This is a genomic window from Marivita sp., from assembly GCF_020055675.1.
Classification (GTDB): domain Bacteria; phylum Pseudomonadota; class Alphaproteobacteria; order Rhodobacterales; family Rhodobacteraceae; genus Marivita.
In genome coordinates, this window is record NZ_JAIPUS010000040.1 from 1 (window position 1) to 17729 (window position 17729).

The window sequence follows — 17729 nt, forward strand, 5'->3', positions numbered from 1 at the left end:
GCGAGGTCCTCGGCGCTGTAGGCCTCCTGCAGGTCGCGGGCTTCCTCTTCCAAGGCATCCACGCGGTCGTAAAGGGCATTGTAGGCACCGTCCTCGAGCCCCTCATCCTCCATCTCGAGCTGCAGTTGCTCGAGCTCGGCGGTGATCTCATCGATGCGCTTCTGGGCAGCCTCATCCGGCTCGATCGGGCCGGGATAGACGCGGCCATAGTCGGCCATGGTCGCGTAATCATAGCGCACCATCGCATCGGCCCAGGCAAAGCCCAGCTTTATGCGAGCCTCTTCGGCAGCGGCACCGAGCTTCTCGAGCAGGATTGTCTCGACCAGTGCTGCATCCTCGAGCACGGAATGCTCTTCCAGAAGGTCAGCCGCGACGGCACCGCCGCGTGCCTCGTAGTCTTCGCGCACGAAAGCCCCGATATCATCGCTGACCTGCACACCGCGGGATTTGAGCGCCTGACGCACCGTATAAGCTTGCAGGTAGCTGTCTTCCTTGGTGAGTGCCTCATAGACTTCGCGCTGCACCTCCTGGCTCGGGTGCTCGGCAAAGGCCTTCATCGTATCGAGCGTGATCGTCTTGGACCGGGCCGCGGCGCGGATGTCGGGGTGGATCAGGCCATAGCGCAACCGGCCTTTCACGGCCGCCACCGTGGTGCCGAAGGTCTTTGCGATGGTCTCGGGCGTCTGGCCGTCGACCTCCATCATCCGGGCGAAAGCCTCGAACTCGTCGATGGCATTCATCGGCGCCTGGGTGATGTTCTCGGCGAGCGACAGCGCCGTGGTGACGTCGCAGTCTTCCGGCACGAGGCGGCAGTCCACCTTGGTCTTCGCCGTGAACCCCTTGGTGGCCTTGTCGGCGATCAGCTCCTTCAGCGCGGCATGGCGTCGGCCACCGGCGAGGACAGCATATTTGCCGTCAAGCTTCTGGACCAGGAGCGGCTGGAGCAGGCCCAGAACGGCGATGCTGGCCTTCAGATGCGCGATGTTCTCGGGGTCATAGGTTTCCGGCGAGTTGCTGCGCACATTGGCGGGATGCGGGACCAGATCGCCGATGGCGACGGTGAGAGGGGCAAAGCTTGTGGTCATGGGATATCCTTCCAGGTGGGTGAGGTGTGGCCCGCGCGCTCGCGCGTGACCAATCCCCGGCTTCGGGGATCACAACGACAGAAGGCCCACTCTCCCTTTGTGGGAGCAGCGGGCCTTCATTGGCTGCGATGTCAGGAGGAGGTGTGCCCTCCCCTTCTACCAGTCGCGCGCCAGCATGATGGTCAGCACGCGCATGGTGGTCGCGGGATTGTCCGGGGCCTCGGCACCGTAGCGGAAATCGGAATCTGCCTCATAGAGGTCGATCTTCCAGAACACGGTCTCGCCCCGGATCTCGACCGCCCCGAATTCGTGCCAGCCTTCAGGGTCATTCTCAGGCTCGAATGTATCGAACGCACCGGTGGCTTTCACCGCCTCGGCCATGAAGCCGTCGCCAGCCTCCATAAGCGAACGGGTGACGTGCATCCGGCCCTGGATGGACTGCGCGGGCGGCACCCCGAGGCAGGCGAGCTTGCGAAACGCGTCGTTCTGCGCCGCGATCACACTCGGATCAGGGCGGTCTGTCTGGGGTTGTGCGGTGATGGTCATCGGACATTCCTTTGAGAAGTTGAAACACCCATCTCAAAGCCCGCTTTTTCTTTTCCACCTGCCCTTGGTTTCAGGAAATTCGGCTGTGGCTATTCAAAAAAGCAGACAACCAGTCCGATCAATGCTTGACCTGTCTACGGCTTCACACCTTAGGACAGCATTTAAGCTGGAAATCAACGCAATCGGACAAGGCAGCAGATGTATCAGATATCGGAATTGGCGGAGAGCGTAGGGCTCTCGCGCGCGACGCTGCTCTACTACGAGAAGCTCGGGCTGCTGAAGGGCAAGCGTCAGGCGAACGGCTATCGCGTCTACACCGATGCCGACCGCCAGCGCCTGCGTCTGATGCAGCAGCTTCAGGCCGGCGGGCTGAGTTTGCAGGAATGTCAGTCCTGCCTCGATGGCAAGCTTGACCGCGGCATGCTGATCCAGCGCCTGGCTGTGCTGGACGCGGAGATCGCCGAAAAGGGCGAGTCGCGCGACCTTCTGGCGGCTCTGCTCGGACAGTCGAGCCTCAAGGACTGGCACGAGGAGGTCGAGCGCGTCGCGCCCGATCTGCACCGCGCCTGGCTCATGTCACAGGGGTTTTCCAACGCGGAGGCGGAGCTGGTCGCGCTGGTCTCCAAGGACATGAACGCCCACGACGCCTACATGGCCGGGTTCATGGAGGTGTTCACCGACCTCGACTGGTGGGGCCCGGGAACGGCCGAGGCGACGCGCCGGGCGCTGGCGATGGTGCCGTTCGCGCCCGAGACGATCCTCGAGATCGGCTGCGGCCCCGGCATGGCGACGAGGACGCTGGCGGAAGCGAGCACAGCCCGGATCACGGCCACCGACACCGCCGAGGTCGCGTTGGGCAAACTCAGGGCGCGGATCGCGGTGCGCGGCCTCAATGACCGGATCGAAGTGCAGAACGTCGACATGGCCGCAATCCCGGCCCCAACGCGTCCTTGGGACGTGATCTGGTCCGAGGGCAGCGCCTATATCCTCGGCGTGGAAAAGGCGCTTTCGAACTGGCTGGCGCTCCTGCGTCCCGGCGGTGTTCTGGTGTTCTCCGACATGGTCTGGCGGACCGACACACCCGACGACGAGGTCCGCGCCTTCTGGGCCGCGGAATACCCCGCCATGGCGACGCCCGCGACCCGCGCAGCACAAGCCAGGCGCGCGAGCTACCGCGTCCTGGGCCATTTCGACATGGGGCGCGAGGCGATGGATACCTACTACCGCCCGCTCGCGGCGCGGCTCGAGGCCTTGGAGCCTGATCTCGCAGGGAGCCGTGTTCTTGACGACCTGCGCCGCGAGATCGCCGTGCATGAGGTCGGGCGTGGGCAGTTCGGCTACGAGATGTTTTCGTGCTGGAGCGGGTCTGACCCCGCCAGGCACCAGAGAGGATCGAGACATGGACTATTCAACGGACTACACAACCCACGCCGAGGCGATTGCGGAGCTCTTCGCGTCAACCTTCACTGCCTCGGAGGGCGGGGAGGAAGGCGCGCTGATTGGCGCTCTCGCGCGCCGGCTGATCGCGGAGACGCCCGCCGGGGATCTGCGCGTGTTCACCGCCTGGGAAAACGGCGCGCTCCTCGGCGGGATCTTTTTCACGCGTCTCACCTATGCGGGCGATCCGCGCACGGCCTTCATGATGGCCCCTGTTGCGGTCGCCACAGAACACCAAGGCAAGGGCGTCGGGCAGCGGCTGATCGCGGACGGCCTCGATGCGCTCCGGCAGGAGGGCGTGGACATCGCGGTCACCTATGGCGATCCGGCCTTCTATGGCCGTGTTGGGTTCGAGCCCGTCTCGGAAGCCGACCTGCCTGCGCCGCAACCGCTGGGCCAGCCGGAGGGCTGGATCGCCCAGTCCCTGACCAAAGAGCCACTGACGCCCTTCAGCGGGCCAGTCCGCAGCGTTGCCGCCTTCGACGATCCCGCGCTTTGGTGAGCCCACGGGACGCGATTGCTCTGCTTTCCTGCCGGACGCCGCGCGCGCGCCCGGTCGAGCCGCGTCCGGGACCAAAAGAGCCTACTCGTGTCCCCGGCTTCCGATAGCAGTTGCCAATCTCCATGTCCGCAGTAGCAGTGGAGTCAAGCGGCCTGAGCACCCTCCCCTGCCCTGCCCGCCTCCGATCTGGCGATCAGGTAGTCGCAAGCGCGCTGTGCGTCCGCCGCGTGCCTGAAGATCGCGCCCTGGTCTGACCGAAGGACGCGCAACCAGTTGTGGAGGTAGGCGGCATTCATCTCCAGCGTATGCGCCGTGAAGCCGAGCGCCTGACCCAGGAACACCGAGGTCAATTCCGCGACGATCTCCTCGCGGGCGTAGGAGGTATTGCCGAACTTCGAGAACCCGAAATCCCGGTTCAGCCGATGGGGGGATTTCGTGGCATGGGCCAATTCATGGGCCCAAACCCCATAAAAATTTGGCGGGTTTTGAAACCGCGTGATGGACGGCATGAAGACCTTGTCCACGGGCGGCAGATAGTAGGCTTCCGTTCCGGTGAAGACGGTCGTGATGTCGATGGCGTCAAAAAACGCCTGCATATGAGGGATGGGCTCCGCGGGCGGATGGTCGGGTTCTGGCTCGGGATCCGGATAGAAGCTGTCGGGCAACCCCTCGATCTGGCAGGCATTGAACACGCGGTAGAATTTCTGGAAGCGGAAGACGCGGGCCTCCTCGGAGCGATCATCCCCGTCGCTGCGGTCATCCTCATCGCCGGCGTCCCTCCGGCTTTGACCGTAGTAAACGACGACAGAGGACTTTTCGCCCTTGCGGACCTTTGCGTCCAAGGCATTGGCCTGCGGCAGCGTCATCCAGAATGGCGAGCTGTGGCCCGCCATCACGGTGCGCATGGTCAGCAGGAAGTTGTTCACCCCCTGGTAGGGCTCACCGCCCACGCGCAGGGGGCGCGAGCTGCCACCTGCGGTCCAGGGCTTGCGCCACGGCAGGACGCCGCGCTCGATGATGCGGATGATTTCGTTCGTGATGACCTCGGAGGCATCGAATTTTGGCGTGCGGGATCGGGCCATGGCTGGCGTCCTTTCGTGTGTTGGTGAGAAGATTGGGGGTCAGGTTGACTGACGGGGTCGCGGATCATTGGCGATCTTGGCGCCAAGTTCTTCGACCATGTCGATGTAGGTGGTCAGTTGAACGGATCTGCCGGGCCCCGAAAAGTCAGGGTCGACCGATCCGTCCCGCGCCACGCGCGGCAGGTGCGCGAAGGCGATGACATCTGTGACGGGTCGGATATCGATGAAGGGCGTCCCTCGTGCGACCGCAAGTGCGGCCAAGGGAAAGCGCTCGATCGGCGCAAGGGTGGACACGGTGGTCCAACCGAGATGGATGAATGTGCCGCCCTCGCCGCAGATCACATGCGCACCCGGCAATAACGCCACCTGCTTCAGATAGCCGAGATCACGCAGGACGGTCTCCCGCTCGAGCCGCTGTGCCTGCCCCGTCTGGCCGGTTCGGCGTAATTCCTTGTGTCGCCACCACGCGGCAGCGGTCGCGCGGAGCACGCGCAAGACACCTGTTTGCATGGGAATGCCCTTCATCAGGAAAGTCAGACCGGAACCCGGCCCGGACCCGTCAGAGGCACCCCAAAGGCCCTCATCCGTCAGTCACAAAAACCCGAAGAACACTTTTCTTTTTTCCAATACCCTGTCCCAGTCGTGTTCGCTGGAACAAGAGCACTGGGCAGACCCGGGCGCTTGGCACCGGCGATAACTGACCTCACACCTTCAGTTCGGCCGCACATTCGTGGCTTTGGATGTCCCGTAAACCCGACGGCTTGGGCATATTCAGGAAGAGGGTCCATGACCCGTCTCGCCGGGTCGGAGGATTTCAACTGGCGTGTCGCGGCACTGACCATGGCCGGGAAGCGCTAAACCGGTGCCCGCGTGCGCGCGCGGGGCTTTCCAAGCCTGCATCGTCGCAAGTTCCAAGTGGCCCTGACCTGCCCCGCTGAGGCCATGTTATGAGGCCTTGCACGCAGATCAAACGGGTCCCCGGCACGTAAATGCCGGGGGCTGTTCACATGTCCGTCTCACCCCAGGTGATGGACGTCCTGCAACCCGTAAACCGGGGTTTCAATACCTTCCATCCGCGCCTTGATCTGCAGTGACAGGAATTGCGAGTAGTGTCGCGACTGGTGCAGGTTGCCGCCATGCATCCACAAGTTCGGCACCTGCGTTGGCTTCCACATGTTGCGCTGCTCGCCTTCCCACGGGCCGGGGTCTTTCGTCGTGTCCGACCCGAGGCCCCAGCACTTGCCAAGCTGGTCGGCCTTGCCCTGGCCCATCAGGTCGGCGACCCACCCGTTCATGGAGTTGTAGCCGGTGGCATAGACCACCAGGTCTGCGTCCAGATGCGTGCCATCGTCGAGGATCACACCTGTTTCATCGAGCTTTGTCACCTGTCCGCGCTTCAGCTTCACCTTGCCGTCGATGATCAACTGGCTGGCGCCGACGTCGATGTAGTAGCCTGATCCGCGCCTGAGGTACTTCATGAACAGGCCCGAGCCGTCATCGCCCCAGTCAAGCCAGAAGCCCGCCTTTTCGAGCCCCTCGTAGAACGCCTTGTCGCGCTCCTTCATCTGTTCGTAGGCCGGGATCTGGAACTCGTGCAGAATGCGATAGGGCAGCGAGGCAAAGATAAGGTCCGCCTTTTCGGTCGTCACGCCGGCGCGCACCGCCTCTTCGGAATAGAGCGCACCAAGGCCGATCTCCATCAGCGAGTCCGACCGCACGATATGTGTCGAGGACCGCTGCACCATGGTCACGTCGGCGTCGTTCTCCCAAAGCGCGGCACAGATATCGTGGGCCGAGTTGTTCGATCCCACGACAACCACCTTCTTGCCCGCCCAGCGGTCCGGACCCGCGTGCTCGGAGGAATGCTGTTGTGTCCCCTTGAAGCTGTCCATGCCGGGGAAGTCCGGCATCCGCTTCTTGCCCGACATGCCGGTGGCCATGACCAGTTGCCTGGGCTTCAGGACCACCTCCTCGCCATCGCGGTCCACCACGACGGTCCATTCTTGCGTTTCCTCGTCGAATTCCGCGCTCTTGGCCGTGGTGTTTGTCCAGTAGTTCAGCTCCATGACCTTGGTGTACATCTCCAGCCAATCGCCGATCTTGTCCTTCGGCGCGAAGACGGGCCAATTCTCGGGGAACTTGATATAGGGCAGGTGATCATACCAGACCGGGTCATGCAGGCAGAGCGACTTGTATCGGTTGCGCCAGCTGTCTCCGGGGCGCGCGTTGCGCTCGACAATGATCGTCGGCACGCCCAACTGCCGCAGGCGCGCGCCCATGGCGATCCCGCCTTGCCCGCCGCCGATGATCAGGCAATAGGGCTGCGTCTTGTACCCCAACTCGGCGGCCTCGCGGTCACGCTCTTCTTGCCAGCTCTCACGGTTCTTCTCGGCCCCGTGCTTGGCGCCCAGAGGTCGGTTGAACCCCGCGGGTTCCTCGTGGCCCTTCAGTTCCACCATCGTCGTCAGCAGGGTCCAGATCTTGTCACCCTTGAGCCGCATCAGGCCGTAGCCCCGCGCCACCGCTGTTTCGAACTCGATCCAGGCGGTGGTGACACCGTCCTCTTGGGTCGGCACCTCCCCCTCGGCGAGGGTCCAGCCAGTGGGAGCCGTCTTGTCAAGCTGGTGGGACAGCATGTCGGCGATCTCGTCCTTGCCCTCCACCGTCTTGAGGTTCCAGGTGAACGTGACGAGGTCGCGCCAGTAACATTCGTCCTGGAACATGTCACATGCCGCGGAAATGTCGCCCTTTTCGAGCGCGGACCCGAATTCATCGAGTATCGCTTGCGTTTGGTCAGCAAGTGTCGTGTCGAGCATCTGCTCCTCCCTGTGTTGGTTCGAGCCTGTGTTGGTTCGAATTTCCTCCGACTGGGAGGCTGGCAAGGGAAGAGCGGTTCAGGCAATGCCAATCGTGACCGAGACAGGTCAATCGCCGCTTCAAGAGCCCGGCGCGTTGCGTGCGCAACATCTGCGCAACATGTTGAAACGGCCCGGGACCCCTACTCCGGTGGCGTCAGCCGTGCCTTGCGCAAGCGCCGCAGCACGGTCGAGCGGTTCACCCCGAGCCGTCGCGCCGCCTGGGCCATATTCCAGCCGCAGGCCACCATCAGCGTTTCGAGGTCTTCGTGCCGCGAATAGTCCGTGGCGGCCTGGCGCTCCTGCGCCAATGGCAGGTCCGGCAGGTCGATGACCCGCCCTTCGCAGAGGGCGATGGCCACGTCCAGCGCCGACTCCAGCTCGCGGATATTGCCGGCCCATGCCCGTGATTTCAACTCGGCTCTGGCCGTGAGCGAGAGACGCAGATCATCATTGCAGCGCCGCCGCAGCAGCCGGTCGATCAGCCAGTCCATATCGGTCCGATGCCGCAGCGGTGGCAAGCTCAGCACCGCGCCCGCCAGCCGGTGATAGAGATCCGGGCGCATCGTTTCGGCCAAAAGGCCGGGGGCAGTGCGGCAGGAAGCCACGACGCGCAGATGGGATGCCGTATCGAGAAGCGCCAGCAGACTGGCCTGCATCTGCGCATCGAGGTCCTCGACCCCGCGCAGAAACAATGTTCCCGGCTCGGCCTGTGTCAGCGCGGCAAGATCCCCGGCCGTGGCGCAGCGCAGGGTGTGGAAAACGCGGCCCATCGACCCCGAGACATGAATCGCACGCGCCATCTTTTCTTTTCCGGTCCCCGTCTCCCCCGAGATCAGGAGCGGGATCGGCGTCGGAGCCAACCGCGCCGCTTTGCCGAGCACGTCTTCCAGCACGGGGTCCGCCCCAGCAAGACTGCCAAGCGCGCCCTCCAATGCGGCGTCACGCGGGCGATTGACCCGGCTTCGGAGCGGTTTTTGTGGCGAAATTGCATGCCCGAACAAGCCGCGACCATCCTTCATGCGCAGCACCCGCTCCTCGCTTGGTCGCCCGCGCATCAAATCCGGCAGGTCGTCCACCGTCAGGTCCATGAAATCGTCGATCCGCGCACCGATCAGACTGCCGCCGCCCTCGGGGTCGAGCACGCGCCGTGCGCCTGACGTCATGCCAAGGATCCGCCCCGATCCGTCGAGCGCCAGGGCCGCTTCCGGGTCGACCTCCAGGAATTCCGGGCTGGTCGACACCCGCAACACCCAGTCCCGTCGGGTCATGGCCATCAAATTCGCCATCTCCACCCGCCGCACAGAATCTGTCACCAATCCCATCGCCAGGTTCTGCGATGACTTCGGTGACGGCGAGCGCAGCAATGAGATATCAAGAACCGCGACCAGCTCGCCCTTGGTGTCGTGGATCGGGGCCGCGGTGCAGGACAGCGGCGTATGCGCCAGCCCGAAATGGTCACTCTGATGGATCGTGATCGCCTCCCCGGTCACGATGCATGACCCGACACCACAGGTCCCCGCCAGGTCTTCGGTCCAATTCGACCCCAGGTACAGCCCGGCGTCACGCAGCTGATCTTCAAAGCGCGTGTCGCCGAAGAAATCGACGCAGACCCCCGTCGCATCGGCCAGCAGCAGGACATAGTTCTGCCCCGCCACTTGCCGGAACAGTTCCTGCAACCCGGATCGCGCGGTTGCGATCAGCCGCTCGGACTGTTCCCGGTGCTGCCGCAGCTCGGTCTCGGTGACGATATGCGCCGGGTCGGGACGTGACGGGTCCATGCCGTAGGTTTCGACACAGCGTTGCCAGCTGTCCGACACCAGCCGGTCCCGTCCGGTATCCTGTCCGCGCAGAACGCGGTCGATCTCCTCCACGTGGTCCAGGTCGCGCATCCTGTCCTCCCCAGGGTCGCCCCGATCCAGACTAACCCGCGATCCGCATTCACGCCATCACGCCTTGCGAAGTTGGGCAAAGCCTGTCGTTCGGGCGACACGCCCGTGCGGCGGCTGTGCAAAACCGGATGTGCTGCCGGACAGCGAGACCCCGCTGTCCGGCACTGCTTTCATGCGCCTTGACGTCTTACTCAGCCATTTTGGCGTCGATATCGAGCATCTCTTTAGGGACATACTGCCGGATCGAGTCGACGGAATCGAGCGTGCGCAGCGCTGTGTAGCTGACCTTCGGAATGTCCTCGGTGTTACCGTTCAGGTCCATGATCAACGCTTCGGCGGAGTTGGCACCCATGTTACGCGGATCCCGGAAGACCGCCACGCCGATCTTGCCGCGCGCGACCATTTCCAGCTCATCCGGCTGGCCGCCCATCCCGGTCACGACGACATCGTCGATCGATCCGTGCGCTTCCAGCGCGGACATCGTGCCCATCGCCATCACGGAATTCATGGCGACGATCGCGTCCACCTGTGGATAGGCAATCATTGCACGCTCGACTTCCGCATAGGCCAGTTCACGCTGAAAGTCGCCATAGCCTTCATAGATGATATTCGCCGTGAACCCATCGGTCTCTTCCATGCCACGCAGCACGCCATTGCCCCGCGCCTGGCTGATCTCGGACGCGACCGGCCCCCAGATCATGATGATATCGGCATTTTCCTCGTCTTGCGACTTGAAGTGCTCGGCGATCCATTCCCCGGTCGCCTCGCCCATCTGGCCATGATTGTAGACCGACCAGTTGAGCACCGCATCGTCGAACGCGAACTCCTCGCCCTCTCCGGGTTCGTAATCGACCATCAGGAGCTTCGTGCCCGCATCTGCGACAGACACCAGTCCCGACGAGTTCTGGCTCAGGCTCGAGGGCCCGAAGACCATGTAGTCGAGGTTGAGATTTGCCATGTTTTCGAGAATGTTGAGCATCTCATCATGGCGCCCCGATGCGGTCGGATTGGCCTGGAACATCTCGTATTCCAGTCCCTCTTCATCGAGCCGGTCGCGAAAGCCGATTTCAAGCTGGCCGAACAGATCGGTGATGTCGTGCTGATGCGATACGAAGCCGATGCGCAGCGGGTCGTCCTGCGCCATGGCGGGCCCTGACGCTGCAAGCCCCGCAGCGAGAGTGAATGATACCAAAGTCTTCATGAGTTTCTCCTCCTTGAATGGATGTCTTGTTTCGCCGACTTCACGTCGGTCTCTTTTTCTTTTGATGAAGTTGCAGCGCGACCGCCCCGATGATCAGCAGACCGAGGATCATCTTCTGGACAAAAAAGCCTGCGCCGGTCTGGATCAGCCCGTTTTCCAGCATCCCGATCAGGTAGACGCCGAGCAGGGTGCCGACCATGGTCGAACTTCCGCCAAACAGGTAGGTGCCCCCGAGGACGACAGCCGCGATGATGTGCAGTTCCAGCCCTTCCCCCATGGCAGCGGAGGCCGAGTCGAGCCGCCCCATCAGCACAAGCGCCGCAAGCCCGGCACAGGCCCCTTGAATGATGTAGGTTGATGCGGTGATGGCACGGACGTTGATCCGCGTGGCCCGGGCCGCTGCCGGATTTGATCCAATGGCGATGATGTAGCGCCCGTAGATCGTTCGCCGCAGAACGAACCAGCCCAGGAAGGTGACGACCAACGCGGTCCAGACCGGCACAGGCACACCAAGAAAGTAGGCGCGGCCGATGGTTGTGATGATGTCCGGCAGACCCGTCACAAGGTTCACACCCATGAAGTACTGCGTAAAGCCGCGATAGGCCACGAAGGTGCCCAGCGTCGCAAGCAGCGGGGGAACACCCAGAACCGTCACGTTGAACCCGTTGAACGCGCCAAGTGCCGCCCCAAGCAGTATCGCGGCCGGCAGCGCAAGGCCCGCAGGCATCCATCCGCTCTCAAGCCCGATACCGATGATGGCACCCACGGCACCGATCATCGACCCCGTCGAGATGTCGATGCCGCCCGTGGACATGACGAGCGTCTGTCCAACCGCGAGGATGAGGAACACCGACGCGGCCCGCATGATCGTGATCTGGTTGTTGACGGTGTTGAACGTTTCCCCGGTCAGGATCGTCAGCATCACGTAGATAACCACGATGGCGATGAGCACGTTGAAGAAAGGCGCATCACGCAAGGCTTCGAGCCCTGGAATGCGCAGCCCCGTGCCCTGTTTCATCTTGCTGGTCTGCTCGCTCATGCCACTGCTCCCTCGATATCGCCGACGATCAGGCCGACGACGTCGGTTTTTGTTACGTCACTGGTCTTGACGGTCGCAACGACGCGGCCCTGCCGCATCACCGCGATGAGGTCGGAGACCATGAAAACATGCTCCAGATCGTGCGAAACGATCATCATCGTCTGACCTTCGTCCTTGAGTGTGCCGATCAGGCCAAGCACCTTGCGCACTTCTTCCACGCCGAGCGCGGCCGTCGGTTCGTCCAGCACCAGAAGTTCGCGCGCACCCTTGCGGATCGATCGACCGATCGCGACCGCCTGCCGCTGTCCGCCGGACAGGTTTGCGACCGGCCGGCCGGGATCCGGGATGCGAATGCGCAGACGTTCCAGCGTTTCCGCGGTTTCAGCATCCATCTGCTTCGTGTCGGGAACCGAGAACCAGCCCAGTTTGACCTTCAGCGGTTCTTCGCCAAGAAAGATGTTGCCGGCCACGTCAAGCGAGTTGGCCAGGGCAAGATCCTGGTACACGACCTCGATGCCCATCTCGCCCGCATCCTTCGGGCTGGAAATCGTCACATCCTGTCCGCGCAATCGGATCTGGCCGCTGTCGGCCGGCTGAATCCCGGCGATCGCCTTTACCAGGGTCGACTTGCCGGCACCGTTGTCGCCGACCAGCGCCACGGTTTGGCCCTGAGCGATTTCAAGCGATGCGCCCTGCAGCGCGCGCAAGCCGCCAAAGCTCTTTTCCAGGTTTCTCAGCTCCAGCAAGAGCTGTCCGTTTTCCGTCATGTTCGCTTCCTCCCATCGCGAAATTGCACCTCAGTACGGCATCAGCGGCACCGTCGGGTCGCCGGAATAGTTCAGGTAAACGGTCTTTTTGCGCAGATACGTTTCCAGTCCGTGCAGCCCGTCATCTCCGCCGATCCCGCTATGGCGATAGCCGACGTGAAAGCCTTGAAGCGCCTCTGGGCCGATGCGATTCACGTAAAGCTCACCAAACGCGACCTCGTTGACTGCCCGCATGATCGTCTGCATGTCGTTTGTGTACAGGTATGCGGAAAGGCCATAGTCGCTGTCATTGGCCTCGGCGACGACGTCGTCGAGCGTGTCGAACGGCACGATCGGAATGACCGGACCGAACGTTTCCTGTTTCAGGATGTCCATGCCTGGTGTCACACCACCGAGAACCGTTGGCGTGTAATAGTACCCTCCGGTGAAATCCGGACCCTCGGGCCGTGCACCTCCCAGAAGCACCTCTGCCCCTGCGCTGACGGCCTCTGCGACGCGCGCCTCCACCTTTTCCAGTTCGGCGAGACTGACTTTCGGGCCGATGTCGGTCGCATCCTCCATCGGATCGCCTACCCGGAGCGTGCGGCTGAAGGCGATGAACCTTTCCACGAATGCGTCGTGAATATCGCGATGCACATAGGTACGTTCGTTGCAGATGCAGACCTGACCGCAATTCATGTAACGTGACGTGGCCGCGGCCCGGACCGCCTGATCGAGATCGGCATCGGGCATCACGATGAATGGGGCCTTGCCCCCGAGTTCCAACGAAACAGGCGTCAGATGCTGCGCCGCATTGGTCATGATCCGTTTGCCGGTCGGCACGCTGCCAGTCATCGTCAGCAAGTCGACATCAGGGGCCGTGCACAGCGCCTCGCCCACGACAGGGCCGGTCCCGGTCAGGATATTCACGACACCCGGCGGCACACCCGCCCTGTCGAAGATGCGCGCCATCGCGAGCGCCGACAGCGGCGTATCTTCATGGCTTTTCAGAACGATCGTGTCACCGGCGATCAGCGCGGGCGCGACCTTCCGCGCCACAAGCGCGAACGGATAGTTCCAAGGGATGATCGCCCCGACGACCCCCGCGGGCACGCGTTGGATCCAGATCTGCTCACCAGCCACATCGGACGGCAGGATCTCGCCCTGGATACGCCGCGCGTACTCGGAGAAGAAGTCAAAGAATTCCGCGGCCCCGCCGACCTCGCCGCGGGCCTCCTTGATGGTCTTGCCTTGCTCGCGCACGATCAGCCGTGCGTATGTCTCGGCGTCCGCGCGGATCAAGCGGGCGATGTCCCGCATCACGCCGGCACGTTCGAGCGGAGCCTTCGCCCCCCATGCCGGCTGTGCACGCCGCGCGGCGGCCAGCGCTTCGTGCGTCATCGCCGCATCCGCCAGCGGCACATCCACGAACGGCTTGCCGTCGGCGGGATTGACAACCGCCCTCATGGCAGATCCATCCCGAAAACGGCCATCGATGAGCATTTCTACGGCCGGTTTGCCTTCTGCCATGTGATTGTTCCTCCCTCGATGCTGGGCAGTTCCTGCCCGGTCTTGTTTCGTGCTTCGGCGAGCGCCATTGCGTAATCAATGGCCTCAACAAGGCTTTCCGCGCTCGCGCGGTTCTGCCCGGCGATGTCGAAAGCCGTGCCATGATCGACCGACGTCCGGATGATCGGAAGCCCGAGCGTGACGTTCACGCCGTTCAGCGCCTCCCAGGCGCCGGTGTCGGGATTGGTGCGGAAACCCAGCAGCTTGACCGGGATATGCCCCTGGTCGTGATACATGGCCACAACCGCATCATACCGCTCGCCCCGCAAGTTCACGAACACCGTGTCGCCGGGTACGGGGCCTTGAACGGCATATCCTTGCTGCTGCCATTCCGCCACCACGGGCGCGGTCACATCCATATCTTCGCGCCCGAAAATTCCGCCTTCCCCCGCATGTGGGTTGAGCGCCGCCACGGCGATACGCGGATCCGAGATCCCAAGCTTCGAAAGCGCGTCATGGGTCAGTCGCAGAACGTGGTTCAACCGATCGGCGGTCAGCAGCCGGGGCACATCCGCAAGCGCAACATGGGTCGACAGATGCGTGACGCGAAAGCTTCCATGCGCCAGCATCATCACCGTGTCGCGCGTGCCGGTCAAATCGGCCAGCATGTCAGTATGGCCGCTGTAGCGATATCCGGCAAGGTTCAGGGCTTCCTTGTTCAGCGGCGCGGTCACGATCCCGTCGATCTTGCCAGCCAGGGCCAGTTCCACCGCCGTCTCGATTGCAAGATATGCAAGGCGGCCACCCTCTGGGCTGACCTGGCCAAGCGCGGGAACGACATCCCCGTCGACAGGCAGAACCGACAGCGGTCCGGCCGTTGTGACATCATCGGCATTGATCACCGGTGGCGCCGGAAGCTTCAGCACGTCCGCCATCTGGTGCAACGCGACCGCACTTCCGATCGCCACCAGTTGCGGTGCGGTTCCGGATCGGCGGCTGATCTCGTCGAATGCCTTGACGATGATCTCTGGTCCAATCCCGGCCGGGTCGCCCATTGTTACTGCCAGTCGCAAGATTTTCACAGCCCCACATGACCAATATTCGTCAGGTTACTTCAAAATATTGTATAAAAAATCAAACTCTGTCAACCGGCGTCATCCAAAAGGCGCTTCAGGCAATCGGGTTTTCCAAAGCCTCCAGATTTTGTCACCACGCTGACTCCATGGAAACGGCTGCCGACAAGGGTCGAAAGCGGCGTACCGGGTGCGACCTGCCCGGCCACCCGAAGCCCGTCGCCCCCCAGGCGCCTTGCAACCCCCATCAGCGTGGCGCCGCCCGTGACGAACAGCGTTGGCGGCATTGCAATCCGCGCCAGCAGCGCCGCAAAGGTGCATTCGATCTGCATGGCGGCCTCGCGCCTGTCGGTGTTCGGCGCAAGATCCACGGTCACGGCGCACGAGCTTCCGCCAGCAAGATGATCGGCCACCGCGTCCCATCCGGCGGCAGCGCCCCCCAGCCTGACGACAGGATAACCGGGCGACGCCGCGACCGCCGCAACCTGTTGCTGTGTCGCCGGATGGTTCGTGCCAACCAACATCAGAACCGGCCCGACGATTTGGCACGACGCAGGGGGCATGCCGCCGCGCGCACGGCACACGGCAGCTGCAAGCCCGGCAGACCCGCAAAAGATGACAGGCCGTGCGCTCTGCAAGGCCGTGGCAGCAATCTGGTCAAGGTCATCGTCGGTGGCCGCGTCCCACAGGCTGACCCCGCGCGGCACGGCGTCTCCGGGGCGGGCCGCCGCGCAGGCAACCCCATAGCGCGCAAGGTCTTCAGGCACATTCACGGGTTCGACCGTTCCGAGCGTCACAACGCGCCCGCCCGCGACGATGCGGCCCTGTTCCGGCAGGGCCGATGTCAGCACGATGTCATGGTCGGGTTGCCGTGCGACCAGGGCGGCGGCGAGCGTCCGGGACTTCGTCACCGAGGAGGCGACGCTGGAGGACCTGTTCCTGCACCTGACGGAAGAAGGCGCCCAGGCGGAAACCGCAGCTGAAATGGTAAACAGGATCGTGCCGAGAACAAAGACTTTGCGACGGCCGTAAATATCGGCGATTTTACCGATCGGTACGAGAAATACCGCCGTTGCCAGCAGATAGGCGGTCGCGATCCAGCTGAGCAGCACCGAATCCGCCGCAAATTCAGCCTGGATGGCGGGAAGCGCAATATTGACCGCTGATACCATGAAGGGTAACATGAAGGTTGTCATGGAAGTGACCAGCGATACCGATGTTCTGGATGTTTTATGTGACATGGCGCTTTTTCCTGTAGAGATCAAACAAAACGGATGGGCCGGTATAAAAAATATTAATTAAAAATATAGAAAAAAATAGTTGAAAATAGAATAATATACATAAATATATATAATTATGAAATTATCTGACTGGGCAAAAAAACAAGGTGTTACGTACCGAACCGCCTGGGAATATTTCAGAACAGGAAAAATCCCAAACGCATATAAATTGGTATCCGGAGCCATTATCGTCCCGGATGAACAAAAAATACAAAAAGCAGAGTGTGTCGTTACTTATGCCAGAGTAAGTTCTTCTGAAAATAAATCCAATCTGGAAAGCCAATCTCAGCGACTGATAGATTCCTGCAATGCAAAAGGTTGGCAAACACACTCAAATATTAAAGAAATCGGTTCTGGTCTCAATGACAATCGTAAAAAATTAGCAGCTATCCTGTCTAAAGGTCAGGCAACAAAACTGGTTGTTGAACATAAAGACAGATTAGCGCGTTTCGGTGTTAATTATATCGAAATTCTATGTGATCATATTGGTTGTGAACTGGTTATTCTCAACCAAAATACGACCGACAAAGAAGATCTCATCCAAGACTTCGTATCTGTAATTACCAGTTTTTGTGCTCGTCTGTACGGACAGCGACGGAGCAAACGGAAAACAGAAAAAATGATAAAAGAGTTGTGCTATGAGAAAGAAAAGAAAGAAGATAAAGAATCATAAACTGCATCGAGCTATCACGCATATTAAACTTCATTCGGAATAATTGGTGTTGATTTAGGTATTAAAAATCTGATTACAACATCAACACAACACTTTGGACAGTTTTCATCAAGATTAAAAGACAAAATTCAACAAAATGATTTGAAACGTCGCAGAAAGCAGAAACTCAATGTCTATCTGGAGAAAAAAGGTTTAGAGCCTGTTTCATTATGCAATGAAAAACTGAACGGCTTTGTTAATAACGAAATAGGTCGAACCATCAATTTATTTGTAAGATCTCTTTCCGGTGAGACTACGGTTGTTTTGGAACGTTTATCTGTTTCCGGAATGAAGTTCAAGTCCAGAGCTATTAAAATAGAACGAGCACGAAAATCCGATTTGATTTGACCGTGGTTTTCCCGTTTGGGAATACCGGTAATTCAGAGGGACGGGCTGATGATTTTGTCAAGATGTTTATTCCGGTGGACAGCGCTTCCGGTCCTGTTCCTCGCGCTGAGCGGATGCAGCGAGACCACTTCGCTGGAGCATGCTTCGGATGATTTGATTCGGGTCGGACAGCAACGGCTGACCGTAGCGGAATATCATCAGGCTCTGGAAATTGCCAAGGCCGCTTATCCGCATAATCTGATTCAGAAACAGGCCGTATTACAACGTCTCCGGCTTCAGTTGTTGAATCAGATGATCGCGGAATTGATTTTTTGCCACAGGGCGGCAGAACTGAGAATCGAGATTTCCGAAGCGGAACTGGAATCAGCGGTTACATCGATCCAACAGGAATTCCCGGATGATACGTTTCAGCAGACACTGCT

The 17729-nt window shown here is 61.1% G+C and carries 15 protein-coding genes and 1 pseudogene; 4 read left to right on the forward strand and 12 right to left on the reverse strand.

Annotation, left to right across the window (positions count from 1 at the left end):
- Nucleotides 1-1085: ParB/RepB/Spo0J family partition protein (locus tag LCF59_RS16205; protein ID WP_292288662.1), on the reverse strand; the 1085-nt coding region annotated here is incomplete at its 3' end.
- Between the two features lie 156 nt (nt 1086-1241).
- Entirely contained in the window at nt 1242-1631 is a 390-nt protein-coding gene (locus LCF59_RS16210; protein ID WP_292288663.1) for a DUF3768 domain-containing protein, read from the reverse strand.
- A gap of 198 nt (nt 1632-1829) precedes the next feature.
- Between LCF59_RS16210 and LCF59_RS17800 the strand changes: the two are divergent.
- Both LCF59_RS17800 and LCF59_RS16225 read left to right on the forward strand, forming a co-directional pair.
- Nucleotides 1830-2660: pseudogene (locus LCF59_RS17800) on the forward strand (MerR family transcriptional regulator); the annotation flags it as partial.
- A 370-nt stretch (nt 2661-3030) separates the two neighbouring features.
- Nucleotides 3031-3570, forward strand: coding sequence for a GNAT family N-acetyltransferase (locus LCF59_RS16225; RefSeq protein ID WP_292288666.1), 540 nt, complete (start codon nt 3031-3033; stop codon nt 3568-3570).
- A gap of 143 nt (nt 3571-3713) precedes the next feature.
- Here the strand turns inward: LCF59_RS16225 and LCF59_RS16230 are convergent, their stop codons facing one another.
- The 10 genes from LCF59_RS16230 to LCF59_RS16275 form a co-directional block, all read right to left on the reverse strand.
- Nucleotides 3714-4652 (reverse strand): zincin-like metallopeptidase domain-containing protein, encoded by a 939-nt coding sequence (locus tag LCF59_RS16230; RefSeq protein WP_292288667.1) that lies wholly within the window; start codon nt 4650-4652, stop codon nt 3714-3716.
- Between the two features lie 39 nt (nt 4653-4691).
- Entirely contained in the window at nt 4692-5177 is a 486-nt protein-coding gene (locus LCF59_RS16235) for a hypothetical protein (protein WP_292288668.1), read from the reverse strand.
- A 491-nt stretch (nt 5178-5668) separates the two neighbouring features.
- Nucleotides 5669-7468, reverse strand: coding sequence for an NAD(P)/FAD-dependent oxidoreductase (locus LCF59_RS16240; RefSeq protein ID WP_292288669.1), 1800 nt, complete (start codon nt 7466-7468; stop codon nt 5669-5671).
- A 182-nt stretch (nt 7469-7650) separates the two neighbouring features.
- Entirely contained in the window at nt 7651-9399 is a 1749-nt protein-coding gene (locus LCF59_RS16245) for a sigma-54-dependent Fis family transcriptional regulator (protein ID WP_292288670.1), read from the reverse strand.
- Nucleotides 9400-9586: 187 nt separating this feature from the next.
- Nucleotides 9587-10600 (reverse strand): sugar ABC transporter substrate-binding protein, encoded by a 1014-nt coding sequence (locus LCF59_RS16250; RefSeq protein WP_292288671.1) that lies wholly within the window; start codon nt 10598-10600, stop codon nt 9587-9589.
- A gap of 40 nt (nt 10601-10640) precedes the next feature.
- Nucleotides 10641-11639, reverse strand: a complete 999-nt coding sequence (locus LCF59_RS16255) for an ABC transporter permease (RefSeq protein ID WP_292288672.1) — start codon at nt 11637-11639, stop codon at nt 10641-10643.
- A complete protein-coding gene (locus LCF59_RS16260) occupies nt 11636-12406 on the reverse strand; it encodes an ATP-binding cassette domain-containing protein (RefSeq protein WP_292288673.1) in 771 nt (256 codons plus the stop codon). The genes LCF59_RS16255 and LCF59_RS16260 overlap by 4 nt, the downstream gene beginning before the upstream one ends.
- A 30-nt stretch (nt 12407-12436) precedes the next feature.
- Nucleotides 12437-13915, reverse strand: coding sequence for an aldehyde dehydrogenase (gene aldA, locus LCF59_RS16265; protein WP_292288674.1), 1479 nt, complete (start codon nt 13913-13915; stop codon nt 12437-12439).
- Complete coding sequence (gene pdxA / locus LCF59_RS16270) at nt 13891-14976, reverse strand: 4-hydroxythreonine-4-phosphate dehydrogenase PdxA (protein ID WP_292288675.1); 1086 nt, start codon at nt 14974-14976, stop codon at nt 13891-13893. The genes aldA and pdxA overlap by 25 nt, the downstream gene beginning before the upstream one ends.
- Nucleotides 14977-15038: 62 nt before the next feature.
- The gene (locus LCF59_RS16275) at nt 15039-16208 is read right to left on the reverse strand and encodes an MFS transporter (RefSeq protein ID WP_292288676.1); all 1170 of its coding nucleotides are present in this window, start codon (nt 16206-16208) and stop codon (nt 15039-15041) included.
- Nucleotides 16209-16323: 115 nt separating this feature from the next.
- Between LCF59_RS16275 and LCF59_RS16280 the strand changes: the two genes are divergently transcribed.
- Entirely contained in the window at nt 16324-16920 is a 597-nt protein-coding gene (locus LCF59_RS16280) for an IS607 family transposase (RefSeq protein WP_292288677.1), read from the forward strand.
- 435 nt (nt 16921-17355) lie between these two features.
- Nucleotides 17356-17729 (forward strand): SurA N-terminal domain-containing protein (locus tag LCF59_RS16285; RefSeq protein ID WP_292288678.1); only part of this gene is annotated, 374 nt, incomplete at its 3' end.

Coding starts and splice junctions, on each gene's coding strand:
- LCF59_RS16210 (WP_292288663.1), bottom strand. CDS start 1,631: ATGACCATCACCGCACAACCCCAGACAGACCGCCCTGATCCGAGTGTG.
- LCF59_RS16225 (WP_292288666.1), top strand. CDS start 3,031: ATGGACTATTCAACGGACTACACAACCCACGCCGAGGCGATTGCGGAG.
- LCF59_RS16230 (WP_292288667.1), bottom strand. CDS start 4,652: ATGGCCCGATCCCGCACGCCAAAATTCGATGCCTCCGAGGTCATCACG.
- LCF59_RS16235 (WP_292288668.1), bottom strand. CDS start 5,177: ATGAAGGGCATTCCCATGCAAACAGGTGTCTTGCGCGTGCTCCGCGCG.
- LCF59_RS16240 (WP_292288669.1), bottom strand. CDS start 7,468: ATGCTCGACACGACACTTGCTGACCAAACGCAAGCGATACTCGATGAA.
- LCF59_RS16245 (WP_292288670.1), bottom strand. CDS start 9,399: ATGCGCGACCTGGACCACGTGGAGGAGATCGACCGCGTTCTGCGCGGA.
- LCF59_RS16250 (WP_292288671.1), bottom strand. CDS start 10,600: ATGAAGACTTTGGTATCATTCACTCTCGCTGCGGGGCTTGCAGCGTCA.
- LCF59_RS16255 (WP_292288672.1), bottom strand. CDS start 11,639: ATGAGCGAGCAGACCAGCAAGATGAAACAGGGCACGGGGCTGCGCATT.
- LCF59_RS16260 (WP_292288673.1), bottom strand. CDS start 12,406: ATGACGGAAAACGGACAGCTCTTGCTGGAGCTGAGAAACCTGGAAAAG.
- aldA (WP_292288674.1), bottom strand. CDS start 13,915: ATGGCAGAAGGCAAACCGGCCGTAGAAATGCTCATCGATGGCCGTTTT.
- LCF59_RS16275 (WP_292288676.1), bottom strand. CDS start 16,208: ATGTCACATAAAACATCCAGAACATCGGTATCGCTGGTCACTTCCATG.
- LCF59_RS16280 (WP_292288677.1), top strand. CDS start 16,324: ATGAAATTATCTGACTGGGCAAAAAAACAAGGTGTTACGTACCGAACC.